Origin of the sequence: Kitasatospora sp. NPDC048286 (genome assembly GCF_043201735.1) — a bacterium.
GTDB lineage: Bacteria > Actinomycetota > Actinomycetes > Streptomycetales > Streptomycetaceae > Kitasatospora.
Genome location: NZ_JBICZE010000010.1, coordinates 162,776 through 175,192, shown reverse-complemented (window position 1 = coordinate 175,192; position 12,417 = coordinate 162,776). Strand labels below are relative to the sequence as shown.

The 12,417-nt window shown below is 71.8% G+C and carries 11 protein-coding genes; 5 read left to right on the top strand and 6 right to left on the bottom strand.

Translation table 11 applies throughout. From position 1 onward, the window contains the following. Positions 1–31 precede the first annotated feature (31 nt). Entirely contained in the window at positions 32–1,174 is a 1,143-nt protein-coding gene (gene tal / locus ACGF13_RS24550) for a transaldolase (RefSeq protein ID WP_392878516.1), read from the bottom strand. An 89-nt stretch (positions 1,175–1,263) separates the two neighbouring features. Then, entirely contained in the window at positions 1,264–3,363 is a 2,100-nt protein-coding gene (tkt, locus tag ACGF13_RS24545) for a transketolase (protein ID WP_392878513.1), read from the bottom strand. Positions 3,364–3,836: 473 nt separating this feature from the next. Here tkt and ACGF13_RS24540 point away from each other — a divergent pair, with 473 nt between their 5' ends. Continuing rightward, positions 3,837–4,784: a heme o synthase gene (locus ACGF13_RS24540; protein WP_392878511.1), complete on the top strand. Its 948-nt coding sequence runs from the start codon at positions 3,837–3,839 to the stop codon at positions 4,782–4,784. Between the two features lie 50 nt (positions 4,785–4,834). Here ACGF13_RS24540 and ACGF13_RS24535 read toward each other — a convergent pair whose 3' ends face one another. Beyond that, entirely contained in the window at positions 4,835–5,476 is a 642-nt protein-coding gene (locus ACGF13_RS24535; protein ID WP_392878509.1) for a DUF2461 domain-containing protein, read from the bottom strand. A 110-nt stretch (positions 5,477–5,586) separates the two neighbouring features. On the opposite strand from ACGF13_RS24535, the gene ACGF13_RS24530 reads away from it, so the two are divergent. After that, a complete protein-coding gene (locus ACGF13_RS24530; protein ID WP_392878506.1) occupies positions 5,587–5,964 on the top strand; it encodes a hypothetical protein in 378 nt (125 codons plus the stop codon). A gap of 72 nt (positions 5,965–6,036) precedes the next feature. Here ACGF13_RS24530 and ACGF13_RS24525 read toward each other — a convergent pair whose 3' ends face one another. Next, positions 6,037–7,008 carry a heme A synthase gene (locus ACGF13_RS24525; RefSeq protein ID WP_392878504.1) on the bottom strand — a complete coding sequence of 324 codons (972 nt, stop codon included), beginning with the start codon at positions 7,006–7,008 and terminating at the stop codon, positions 6,037–6,039. A 253-nt stretch (positions 7,009–7,261) separates the two neighbouring features. Between ACGF13_RS24525 and ACGF13_RS24520 the strand changes: the two genes are divergently transcribed. Both ACGF13_RS24520 and ACGF13_RS24515 read left to right on the top strand, forming a co-directional pair. After that, positions 7,262–8,605 (top strand): choice-of-anchor A family protein, encoded by a 1,344-nt coding sequence (locus ACGF13_RS24520; RefSeq protein WP_392878501.1) that lies wholly within the window; start codon positions 7,262–7,264, stop codon positions 8,603–8,605. Between the two features lie 321 nt (positions 8,606–8,926). Next, entirely contained in the window at positions 8,927–9,604 is a 678-nt protein-coding gene (locus ACGF13_RS24515) for an LAETG motif-containing sortase-dependent surface protein (RefSeq protein ID WP_392878498.1), read from the top strand. 76 nt (positions 9,605–9,680) lie between these two features. Here the strand turns inward: ACGF13_RS24515 and ACGF13_RS24510 are convergent, their stop codons facing one another. Together ACGF13_RS24510 and ACGF13_RS24505 are read right to left on the bottom strand one after the other, a co-directional pair. Further along, positions 9,681–10,457, bottom strand: coding sequence for an ABC transporter permease (locus tag ACGF13_RS24510; RefSeq protein ID WP_392878851.1), 777 nt, complete (start codon positions 10,455–10,457; stop codon positions 9,681–9,683). A 20-nt stretch (positions 10,458–10,477) separates the two neighbouring features. Further along, positions 10,478–11,404, bottom strand: coding sequence for an ABC transporter ATP-binding protein (locus ACGF13_RS24505; RefSeq protein ID WP_392878496.1), 927 nt, complete (start codon positions 11,402–11,404; stop codon positions 10,478–10,480). A gap of 163 nt (positions 11,405–11,567) precedes the next feature. Here ACGF13_RS24505 and ACGF13_RS24500 point away from each other — a divergent pair, with 163 nt between their 5' ends. After that, positions 11,568–12,410 carry a helix-turn-helix transcriptional regulator gene (locus ACGF13_RS24500; RefSeq protein WP_392878493.1) on the top strand — a complete coding sequence of 281 codons (843 nt, stop codon included), beginning with the start codon at positions 11,568–11,570 and terminating at the stop codon, positions 12,408–12,410. Positions 12,411–12,417: the final 7 nt, after the last annotated feature.

Genomic DNA, 12,417 nt, shown 5'->3' with positions numbered 1-12,417 from the left:
TCCGCTTTCGTGCGCTGGCTGTGAGCAGGGGTCACTTCTCGTCGGCGAAGGAGGCGAGCGAGGCGGTGACGGTGTCGAGCAGTTCCTTCCAGGACTGCTCGAACTTCTCGACGCCCTCGTCCTCCAGGAACTGCACGACGTCGTCGTAGTCCACGCCGGCGGCGGCGATCGCGTCCAGCACGGCCTTGGCGTCGGCGTAGTTGGGGACGATGGTGTTGCCGGTGACCACGCCGTGGTCGGCGGTGGCGTCCAGGGTGGCCTCGGGCATCGTGTTGACGGTGCCGGGGGCGACCAGCTCGGTGACGTACAGGGTGTCCGACAGGGCCGGGTCCTTGACGCCGGTGGAGGCCCACAGCGGACGCTGCGGCTTGGCGCCGACGGCCTCCAGGGCGGCCCAGCGGGCGTTGCCGGCGGTCTTGCCGTCGACGCTGCCGAAGACCTCCTCGTACGCCTGGTACGCGAGGCGGGCGTTGGCCAGCGCGGCCTTGGAACGGAGGTTCCGGGCCTCACCGCCGATCTTGTCCAGGCGCTTGTCGATCTCGGTGTCCACGCGGGAGACGAAGAAGGAGGCGACCGACTCGATCTGGGAGAGGTCCAGGCCCTTGGCCTTGGCGGCCTCCAGGCCGGTCAGGTAGGCGTCGATGACGGCCTTGTAGCGCTCCAGCGAGAAGATCAGCGTGACGTTGACGCTGATGCCCTTGCTGATGACCTCGCTGATCGCGGGCAGGCCGGCCTTGGTCGCGGGGATCTTGATGAAGACGTTCGGGCGGTCGACCAGCCACCACAGCTGCTTGGCCTCGGCCACGGTGGTGGCGGTCTCGTGCGCCAGGCGGGGGTCGACCTCGATGGAGACCCGGCCGTCGCGGCCGTTGGAGGCGTCGTAGACGGGGCGCAGCACGTCGGCCGCGTCACGCACGTCCGAGGTGGTGATCATGCGGATCGCCTCGTCGGTGGTGACCTTGCGGACGGCGAGGTCGCGCAGCTGGCCGTCGTAGGAGTCGTCGCCGGCGCCGGCGATGGCCTTCTGGAAGATGGTCGGGTTGGTGGTCACGCCCACCACGTGCTTGTTCTGCACCAGTTCGGCCAGGTTGCCGGAGTTCAGCCGCTTGCGGCTGAGGTCGTCCAGCCAGATCGCAACGCCTTCGTCGCTGAGGCGCTTCAGTGCGTCAGTCATGGTGCTTCAGTCCCTTGTTCTTCTTGCTTCGTGGGGTGGTCGGAGGGGGCCGCGTGCCCGCGTGCGGGCGGGCACGCGGCCCGGAGCCGCTAGCGGCTGACGGCCTCGAGGGAGCGCAGGGCGTTGTGGGCCTCGGCCACCACGCGCTCGGCGGTGATGCCGAACTCCTCGAACAGCACCTTGTAGTCGGCGGAGGCGCCGAAGTGCTCCAGCGACACGATCCGGCCGTGGTCGCCGACCAGCTCGCGCCAGCCCTGGGCGATGCCGGCCTCGACCGACACCCGGGCCTTGACCGACGGCGGCAGCACGCTGTCACGGTAGGCCTGGTCCTGCTCCTGGAACCACTCGAAGGACGGCAGCGAGACCACCCGGGTGGCGATGCCCTCGGCCTCCAGCACCTCACGGGCCTGGACGGCCAGCTGGACCTCGGAGCCGGTGCCGAGCAGGATCACCTGCGGGGCCCCGGTGGAGGCCTCGGCCAGGATGTAGCCGCCCTTCGCGGTGCCCTCGGCGGAGCCGAAGACCTCGCGGTCGAAGGTCGGCACGCCCTGGCGGGTCAGCGCCAGGCCGACCGGGCCGGGGTGGCTGGTCTGCCGCTCGATGACGGTGCGCCACGCGACGGCGGTCTCGTTGGCGTCGGCCGGGCGGACCATGGCCAGGCCCGGGATGGCGCGCAGCGCGGCCAGGTGCTCGACCGGCTGGTGGGTCGGGCCGTCCTCGCCGAGGCCGATCGAGTCGTGCGTCCAGACGTAGGTGACCGGCAGCTTCATCAGCGCGGCCAGGCGGACGGCCGGGCGCATGTAGTCGGCGAAGACCAGGAAGGTGCCGCCGTACACGCGGGTCTTCCCGTGCAGGGCGATGCCGTTCATGGTCGAGCCCATGGCGTGCTCGCGGATGCCGAAGTGGATCGTCCGGCCGTAGGGGCTGGCCGACTTCAGCGGGTTGCCCTCGGGGAGGAAGGAGCTGTCCTCGTCGATGGTGGTGAGGTTGGACTCGGCGAGGTCGGCCGAGCCGCCCCACAGCTCCGGGATCACCGCGCCGAGGGCCTTGAGGGTGTCGCCGGAGGCCTTGCGGGTGGCGACGTCCTTGCCGGCCGGGAAGGACGGGACGGTCTTCTTCCAGCCCTCGGGCAGCTCGCCGGCCTGGATCCGGTCGAACTTGGCGGCGGCCTGCGGGTGGGCGGCGCGCCAGGCGTCGAAGCCCTGCTGCCACTGGTCGCGGGCGGCCTTGCCGCGGTTGATGACCTGGCGGGCGTGCCCGATGACCTGGTCGCTGACCTCGAAGGTCTTCTCCGGGTCGAAGCCCAGGACCTTCTTGGTGGCGGCGATCTCGGCGGCGCCGAGCGCGGAGCCGTGCGCCTTGGCGGTGTTCTGGGCGTCCGGGGCCGGCCAGGCGATGATGGTGCGCATCGCGATCATCGAGGGCCGGGACGTCTCGGCCCTGGCCGCGGCCAGCGCCTCGGCGAGGGCGGCCACGTCGATGTCGCCGTTGGCCTTCGGGGTGACCCGCTGGACGTGCCAGCCGTACGCCTCGTAGCGCTTGAGGACGTCCTCGGAGAAGGCGGTGTCGGTGTCGCCCTCGATCGAGATGTGGTTGTCGTCGTAGAGGGCGACCAGGTTGCCCAGCTTCTGGTGGCCGGCCAGCGACGAGGCCTCGGCGGAGATGCCCTCCTCCAGGTCGCCGTCGGAGACGATGGTCCAGATGGTGTGGTCGAACGGGGACTCGCCGGCCGGGGCCTCGGGGTCGAACAGGCCGCGCTCGTAGCGGGCGGCCATCGCCATGCCGACCGCGTTGGCGATGCCCTGGCCGAGCGGGCCGGTGGTGGTCTCCACGCCGGCCGTGTGGCCGTGCTCGGGGTGGCCGGGGGTGCGGCTGCCCGCGACGCGGAAGGCCTTGAGGTCGTCCAGCTCCAGGCCGTAGCCGGAGAAGTAGAGCTGGGTGTAGAGCGTCAGGCTGGTGTGCCCGGGGGAGAGGACGAAGCGGTCGCGCCCGACCCAGGACGGGTCGGTCGGGTCGTGGCGCAGGAACCGCTGGAAGATCAGGTACGCCGCCGGGGCCAGCGACATGGCCGTCCCGGGGTGTCCGTTGCCGACCTTCTGGACAGCGTCCATGGCCAGGACCCGCGCGGTGTCGACCGTGCGCTCGTCCAGATCGGTCCACTCGAATGCGTTCGTCGGCGCAGTGCTCACCCTGTCTCAGGGCTCCTTCCGTTGTGAAGAGTGACCCCGTGAATGGGGACCGGGTCGGCCACGGCGCTGTGGTCCCGACGTTGGGTGGTGCCGGTCACGGAGGGTAGATCCCGCTTCTGCGTGCGAGCCTACCGTCCGGGTCACGGCTCACCCTCCGTGCTGGGACAACCGGCAATTCCGCACGCAGATTCCCACTGGGACGGTCGGACTGGATTTGTCCCAGACTCTCCCGATTCGCGGCTCCGCGCCGCTCCGGTGGTCAGGACGGGCGAGCGGGCCCCGGCAGAGGCCCCCGAAGGGCCCCGACGGCCCCGTCCGGGCGGTTCACCCGGGGGTGTGCGTTCCGCCTCGCCGGGGGACCCCGGAGCCGGATGCGATATATGGAGCGTCTATGGTGTCGTGGTACGCGCAGAGCGGACGATTTGGGACCCTTCGTTCCTGTGGACGCCTGCGAAGATTCATCTTCAGTTGGGGTGTTAGTGACCGCCGTCGAAACCCGTCCCGCCGGGGTCACCGGGGCGACTCCTGCGCGCCGGCCCTTCGGGGCCCGTGTCGGCGCGTTCGTCGCACTGACCAAGCCGCGGATCATCGAGCTGCTGCTGATGAGCACCGTGCCGGTGATGTTCCTGGCCCAGCAGGGCGTGCCGAACATGCTGCTGGTGCTGAAGGTCGTCGTCGGCGGCTACCTCTCGGCGGGCGGCGCCAACGCCCTCAACATGTACATCGACCGGGACATCGACGCGGTCATGTCGCGCACCGAGCGGCGCCCGATCGTCACCGGGATGGTCTCGCCGCGCGAGGCGCTGGTCTTCGGCGTGGTGCTCGCGGTGGTCTCGACCCTGCTGCTGGGCATCGGGGTCAACTGGCTGTCCGCCTGGCTGGCGCTGGGCGCGCTGCTGTTCTACGTGTTCGTCTACACGCTCGGGCTCAAGCGGCGCACCTCGCAGAACATCGTCTGGGGCGGCATCGCCGGCTGCATGCCGGTGCTGGTCGGCTGGTCCTCGGTGACCAACTCGGTCTCCTGGGCCGCGGTGGTGCTCTTCCTGGTGGTGTTCTTCTGGACGCCGCCGCACACCTGGGTGCTGTCGATGAAGGTCCGCGAGGACTACGCGCGGGCCGGCGTTCCGATGCTGCCGGTCATCAAGGGCAACGTGGCGGTCGGCAAGCAGGTCGTCGTCTACTCCTGGGTCATGGTGGCGGTCTCGCTGGCGCTCTGGCCGCTGGGCCACATGAGCTGGCTGTACCCGGTCGCCGCGGTGCTGCTGGGCGGGGCCTGGCTGCGCGAGGCGCACGCGCTGTACGGGCGGGCCAAGGCCGGGATCGTGGGCGCGAAGCTCAAGGAGATGCGGCTGTTCCACTGGTCGATCACCTACCTGTCGCTGCTGATGGTGGTCTGCGCGATCGACCCGTTCGTGAAGTAAGGCTGGCAAGGAAGGAGCCCCGGTCCAGGTGGACCGGGGCTCCTTCGCGTTCAGCGGCTCGGGAGTTCGGAGGGGCCGACGTGGCCGTCCAGCCAGTCCCGCAGCGGCTGGGAGGCGTGCAGGAAGCCGGTGATCCGGGTGTACGCGGCGCGGGTGCCCAGCCACTTCGAGGGCTCCCAGTCCTGCCAGGCCACCAGGCCCTTGTGGCGCAGCAGCTCGATCCTGGGGTGGTCCCTGGGGTAGCCGCGCGGGGCCGACTTGAGGCTGTCCCGGCCGTGCACCCGCGGGCCGGCCCGCTCCACCCGGGCGATCACCCGTTCCAGCTCGGCGCCGCTCACGTCCTCGGCGACGGCGGCGCGGTAGCGCTCCAGCTGGTCCGGGGCGAGCTGGTACATCCCGTTGCCGCAGGCCAGGCCGTCGGCGGAGAGCTGGATGTAGCCGCCGCTCTCCAGGTGCGCGCCGATGTGGGTCTTGTACGGGGTCTTGTCGGCGCTGAACCGGATGTCGCGGTTGGGACGGAACACCTTGCCCGGCCCGAACTCGGGCTCCAGGTCGGCGAGCAGCCACTCCATCGGGGCCCGCACGGCGTCCTCGTACTGCTCCCGGTGGGCCTGCCAGAAGGTCTTCGAGTTGTCGGCCTCCAGGTGCTCGTAGAAGTCGAGCGCCTCGGCCGGCCAGCCTGTGAACGTCACGCCTCCAGTATGTGGCCCGGTGCACAGGGCGCTCCCGTCGCCAGGTCGCCTACCGGTGGGTAGCATGCGGGCATGAGCGAGCGAAGCGAGCGAGTCATCAAGAGGTGCGCATGGGCGAATGCCCCTGCCGAGCGAAGCGAGGCGGGCGCATGAGCAGCGCAGAGACCGCCACCGCCGCCGCGCCGGACGCCCGTACCGAGCGCCGCGCCAAGCGCATCGCCAAGAACCTGACCAGCTTCGCCCGGGAGCACGGGGGCAGCGCCGACGCGGTCGTCGAGTACGTCGGCGCCGTGGCCACCCGGATCGTCGTGGTGGGCGCGGACGGCGCCTGGGGCGACCAGGTGGCCCCCAGCTACGCCGTCGGCCGCCGGGCCGCGGAGCTGGCCGGGCTGACCCTGCACGAGAACTTCGAGGGCGAGCTGGGTCTCAAGGTGAAGACCGGCGAGTACGAGTGGAAGCGGATGGCCGGCATCCAGCTCGGCGGCTGAGCCCGGCCCCGTACGCGGCGACGGCCCGGTTCCCCCGTGCGGGGGAACCGGGCCGTCGGTGTGTTGCCGAGGTCAGACCGAGGCGGTCTGCGGGGCCTGGGCGGGCAGCTGGTCGGCCGCCGCCACGTCCTCACGGACGCGCAGGGCGAGCGGGACGCGCAGGGCGGCGATCCAGGTGAGGGCGGCGAGCAGCATGTGCAGGCCGACCATCAGCTCGGGGGCGTCGGTGAAGTACTGGATGAACCCGAGCACGCCCTGCAGCAGCAGGACGGCGAGCAGCTCCTTGGCCCGGGCGCGGGCGGGCTGCGGCGCCTTGACGGCGGCGAAGACGAAGATCACCGCGATGGCCAGGCCGACCGAGACGAACGCGAAGTCCGCGTGGAACTGGGCGAGGCGGTCGTAGTCGATCGGGATGCGCGGGACGATCTTGTTGTCCTTGGGCGTGCCCGGGTGGTGGCCGGCGCCGGTCACCAAGGTGCCGGCCGCGACGAGCAGGCCGATCACGGTGACCAGGACGTACGAGAGCTGGTGGATCGGCCGGGCCACCGAGAGCCTGGCCGGGCCGTCGCCCTCCTTGGACCGCTCCCACATCAGCAGCGCGACCCAGACCAGGGCCATCGCGGCGATCATGTGCAGCGCCACGGTGTACGGGTTGAGGCCGGTCAGCACGGTGATGCCGCCGAGCACGGCGTTGCTCATCACCAGCCAGAACTGCGCCCAGCCGAGCTTGGTCATGCCGCGCCGCCAGGGCCGGTGGCAGCGGGCGGCCAGGATCGCCCAGCCGACGGCGGCGCTCAGCACGTAGGTGAGCATCCGGTTGGTGAACTCGACGACGCCGTGGAAGCCCATCTCGGCGGTGGGCGTCAGGCTCTCGTCGGTGCAGCGGGGCCAGGTCGTACAGCCGAGGCCGGAGGCGGTGAGGCGGACGGCGCCGCCGGTGACGACGATCACCACGCTCATCACCAGCGCGGCGAACGTGGCGCGCCGGACCATCTCGGCGGATGGCTGCCAGCGCTCGGCGAGCAGGGAGAAGGGGTTAGGCACGGGGTCAATCGTAGGCGGCCTTACAGGCGATCTTGGGGCGGGGCGCGGGCGGTGGTGGCGGCCGGGTGCGGGCGGTGCGGCGGTGGGCGGCCGCCGACACGCGGGGGAGCGACACGCGGACAAACCAGGGTGGTTCGGTCAAGGAGTGAATTGGTCTTGACCAATCACCCGTTTGGCCGAAAGAGTGCGGATTGGTCCATACCTTTTTCGGGCCATTCCCCACTCCTCCCGCACGTAAGCGGAGATCCTGTACATGCGCATATCCACTTCCGCCGCCGCGCTCGCCGTCGGTGGCTCCCTCGCACTGGCCGGCCTCGTCGCCCCGGCCGCCCAGGCCGTCGGCGCCGACCAGGAGTGCCGCAGCCTCGGGGTCGCCAACCTCTACGGCGAGTTCATCGAGGGCAACGACACCCACACCCCCGACGCCGAGGGCGCGGTCGCGGTCGGCGGCAACGCCGACTTCACCGGCGGCTTCTCGGTCGGCCAGGAACTCACCCCGGCCGAGGTCGACGCCCTGCCGGGCAAGAACGCCCTGGTCGTGGCGGGCAAGATCACCGGCCACAACACCCAGGTCATGAAGGGCAACGGCGTCTACGGCTCCAAGGCCGACGGCTCGGTGGTCCAGGCCCACCAGGGCACCGTCGCCCAGGGGCCCTCGCCGATCGACTTCAAGGCCGAGTTCGCCAAGCTGCGCGCCGCCTCCACCTCGCTGGCCGCCGTCCCGCAGACCGCCGGCGCCACCGTCCAGGCCGAGGGCGCCAAGCTGACGTTCACCGGCGGGGACGCGAAGTACAACAGCTTCACCATCGACGCGGCGAAGCTGCAGGGCGCCAAGGAGGTGTACGTCAAGGTGCCGGTCGGGGCGGTGACCGTGATCAACGTGACCGGCGGTTCGTACGACATGGCGGCGGCCGGGACGAGCGGTTTCCTCCTCTGGGACCAGGGCAAGTCGGCCTTCGTGCTGGACGACAAGAGCCAGAGCGCGTCGGGCGGGGCGATCCGCTCCAAGCTGCTCTGGAACTTCCCGACCGCGACCAAGGTGACCAAGAAGGGCGACGCCGCCTGGGCCGGGACGGTGCTGGCGCCCAACGCCGCCGTCTCGCTGAACACCCCGGGCGTCAACGGCGGGCCCGGGACGGGTGGTGCGCCGATCAACGGTTCGGTCATCGCCGCCTCGCTGACCGGCACCTCCGGTGCCGAGACGCACCACTACCCCTTCACCGGCTGCCTGCCGGGCACCACCGTCCCGACGCCGTCCGGCACGCCGACGGTGCCGCCGACCGTGCCGAGCGGTTCGCCGTCGGCCACTCCGAGCGCGTCGGGCTCCCCGAGCGGTTCGGCGAGCCCCTCGGGCGGCCCGTCCGCCCCGGTGACCGGCACGCCCGGGGCGAGCGGCTCGGCCAGTGCGTCGGCCGGCGGTTCGACGGCCGTTCCGGCGGCCTCGGGCAGTCCGTCCGCCCGGCCGGACGCGGGCGGCGACCTGGCGCACACCGGCTCCGGTCCGGTGCTGCCGCTGGCCGTCGGCGGTGCGGTCGTGCTCGCGGCCGGCGGGGCGATCGTGGTGGCCGCCCGGCGCAAGGCGGCCCGGAAGGCCTGAAACCGGCCGAGCCGGCCGACGTGAGTTCGTCAACTGACCGAAACGGCACCCTCGGTGACTCGACTCGATCACCGGGGGCGCCGTTCTGTCTTGAAAGTGACCAAGTTCATTCGGCTTTGCCGAATCCGTGTTCCGCGAGGTGGCGGCTGTGATGGGCTGGTCGTGCACATCGGAAGACGGACGGACAGTCGAAATCCGGTCGTACGGCGGGGTGTGGCAGGGTGCGGAAGTGCCGGTAGAGTCCCCCGGACAGTCGTAGCGGGCCACCGCGAAACACTCAACACGCCTGCTGCACAGGACCGTTCGGAGGGGAACAAGGTAATGGTGCGACAGCAGCGGCACTTCGCGATCGGCGCCACGGCACTCGCCGGGACGGCTGCGGCCGGTTTTCTACTGCCACTGGCGCTGGCGTCCAACGCCTCGGCACACGTGCCGACGTGGACGGTGACCTGCGACAAGGTCGTGGTCGATCTGATCAACTACAGCGGCAACGAGACCGTGAAGAACACCGTCAGTCTCACCATCGACGGTGAGAAGGTCCTGGACGGCAAGATCTTCCCGAAGGAGTTCCACGGCACCTTCCCGGTGAAGGACCACGATGCCCCGATCAAGGCGAACCTGGTGGTCACCACCACGGAGAACCCGAACGAGAAGGGCTGGAACATCAACGAGACCAAGACCATCGAGCCGTGCCACACGCCGACTCCGACCCCCACGCCCACCCCGACCCCCACGCCCACCCCCACGCCGACGCCGACCCCCACGCCGACCGTGACCCCGACCCCGCCGGTCACGCCCCCGGCCAGCCCGAGCCCGTCGGCCACGCCCACCCCGAGCAGGACCCCCGTCCCGGCGCCCACCACCAGCGCGCCGGCGCTCGCCCAGACCGGTAGCAGTGACGCCACCCCGATGATCGCGGCGGCCGGCGGCGGCGTGCTGCTGCTCGGCGGCGCGCTCGTCCTGCTCGCCCGCAAGCGCCGTGGCGGCAACGAGAGCTGACGCTCCGTAGGCCGAAAAGCCGCGACGCCCCCGGCCGGGTGAGGCCGGGGGCGTCGCGCGTCGGTCGGGTGCCGGCTCACTCCCAGCGGAAGAAGCGGGCGGCGGCGGCCAGGCCGAGCACCGACCAGCCGGCCAGGATGCCGAGGTCCGACCACGGCACCCCGGCGCCGTCCTGGAGCACCGACCGCAGGCCGTCCGAGAGCGCCGAGATCGGCAGCAGCTCCAGCACCGACCGCACGGCGTCGGGGAACCTGCTCAACGGCACGATCACCCCGCCGGCGAGCAGCAGCAGGATGAACACCAGGTTGGCGCCGGCCAGGGTGGCCTCGGCCTTCAGGGTGCCGGCCATCAGCAGGCCGAGGCCGGAGAAGGCGGCGGTGCCGAGCACCAGCAGCGCGGCGACCGTCAGCGGATCGCCGTGCGGGGACCAGCCGAGGGCCAGCGCGATCACCGACAGCAGCGCCACCTGCAGCGCCTCCGTCACCAGGACGCAGCCGGTCTTGGCGGTCAGCAGCGCCCAGCGCGGCAGCGGGCTCGCGCCGAGCCGCTTCAGCACGCCGTAGCGGCGCTCGAAGCCGGTGGCGATGGCCTGGCCGGTGAAGGCGGTGGACATCACGGCCAGTGCGAGCAGGCCGGGGGCCAGGAAGTCGACCCGCTTGCCGGGGCCCTCGACCGCGACGATGTCCACGGCGGAGAACAGCACCAGCAGCACGGTCGGGATGACCACGGTGAGCAGCAGCTGCTCGCCGTTGCGCAGCAGCATCCTGGTCTCGAACGCCGTCTGGGCGAGCAGCATCCGGCCGACGGGCGCGGGGCCCGGCTGGGGGGAGTAGTCCGTCGTGACGGCGCCCATGGTTCCCTCGCTTCGTTCGCTCACGAGCGCAGCTCCCGTCCGGTCAGGTCGAGGAAGACGTCCTCCAGGCTGCGGCGCTGGACGGACAGCCGTTCGGGCAGGATGCCGGAGGCCGCGCACCAGCCGGTGACGGTGGCCACCAGCCGGGGGTCGACGGGCGCCTCGATCCGGTAGCTGCCGGGGGTGGTCTCGGTGGCGGTGGCGCCCTCGGGCAGCTCCTTGAGCAGCGGGCCGAGGTCGAGGCCGGGCGGGCCGTCGAAGCGCAGCGCGTTCTCGGCGCCGCCGCGGCACAGCTCCTCGGTGGTGCCGTCGGCGATGACCTTGCCGCGGTCGACGACGGCGACCCGGTCGGCGAGCTGCTCGGCCTCGTCCATGTGGTGCGTGGTGACGACCACGGTGACGCCGTCCCGGCGCAGGTCGCGCACCAGGTCCCAGGTGGCCCGGCGGGCCTGCGGGTCCAGGCCCGCGGTGGGCTCGTCCAGGAAGACCAGCTCGGGGCGGCCGACCACGGCCATCGCCAGGGCGAGCCGCTGCTGCTGGCCGCCGGACAGCCGCCGGTAGGTGGTGCGGCCGCAGGAGCCGAGGCCGAGGCGCTCGACCAGGGCGTCCACGTCCAGCGGGTGGGCGTGCAGCTTGGCGGTGTGCCGCAGCATCTCGACGGCGCGCGCGCCCGCGTACACGCCGCCGGACTGCAGCATGACGCCGATCCGGGGCCGCAGCGCGGCGTTCTGGGTGACCGGGTCGAGGCCGAGGACGCGGACGGTGCCGGCGTCGGGGCGGCGGTAGCCCTCGCAGGTCTCGATGGTGGTGGTCTTGCCGGCGCCGTTGGGGCCGAGGACGGCGGTGATCGCGCCGGCCGGGATGGTGAGGTCGAGGCCGTCCACCGCGAGCTTGTCGTCGTAGCGTTTGACCAGCCCGGCGATCTGGACCGCGGGTTCGGAGTGCATACCGGCGAGTGTAAGAGGGCCTGACGCGCGGGCCGCCCGGCGGCTCGGTGATCGTTTTCCCAGGCCAGGTAAGGCTTGCCTGCGTGATCGATGACACCGGTGAGGCATGGATCACGGCTTGTCCCGGCGGAAGGAATTACGCAACACTGGTGTTGTGAAAAACATGCGCGAGCACGCCCAGCAGCAGGAGGCCGAGTCGGCCTCCTCCTGTGACGTGCCCGTGACGGCGGCCGAGGTGCTGCTGGAGGGCCACCGGGCCACCCGGGACCGGGTCGCGCGGTCGATCCTGGACCACGGCCCCTCCTCCGCCGCCGACCTGGCGAACCGGCTCGGCCTCACCGCCGCCGCCGTCCGCCGCCACCTCGACGGGCTGGCCGCCACCGGCCTGGTCGAGTCCCGTGAACAGCGGGTCTACGGAAGCCGCGGCCGGGGCCGCCCGGCCAAGGTCTTCGTGCTCACCGACGCCGGCCGGGACGCCTTCTACCAGGCGTACGACCAGCTCGCCGCCGACGCGCTGCGCTGGATCGCGGACTCGGTGGGCGGCGGCAAGGCGGGCGAGGAGGCGGTCGCCGCCTTCGCCCGCGCCCGCTTCGGCAAGCAGGCCGAGAAGTACCTGGAGGCCCTGCGTCTGGCCGCCGCCGGGGAGCGCACCGAGGCGCTGGCCCAGGCGCTGAGCGCGGACGGGTACGCTGCCACGGTGCGGCGTGTCCCGTCGGCCGCGGCCCAGGCCCCGGCGGGTGCCCAGCTCTGCCAGCACCACTGCCCGGTCGCGCACATCGCCGAGCAGTTCCCGCAGCTCTGCGAGGCGGAGACCGAGGTCTTCTCCCGGCTCCTGGGCACCCATGTGCAACGGCTGGCCACGATCGCCCACGGCGACGGGGTCTGCACCACCTATGTGCCGGCATCCGGTGCCGCATCGTCGTCCGCCCGGGTGCCCTCGGGCCGCGGCTCCGATGCAGCGCCGACTGCCGGTACGTCCACCGAAGATTCTGCGTCCGCGCGTTAGGAAGCTC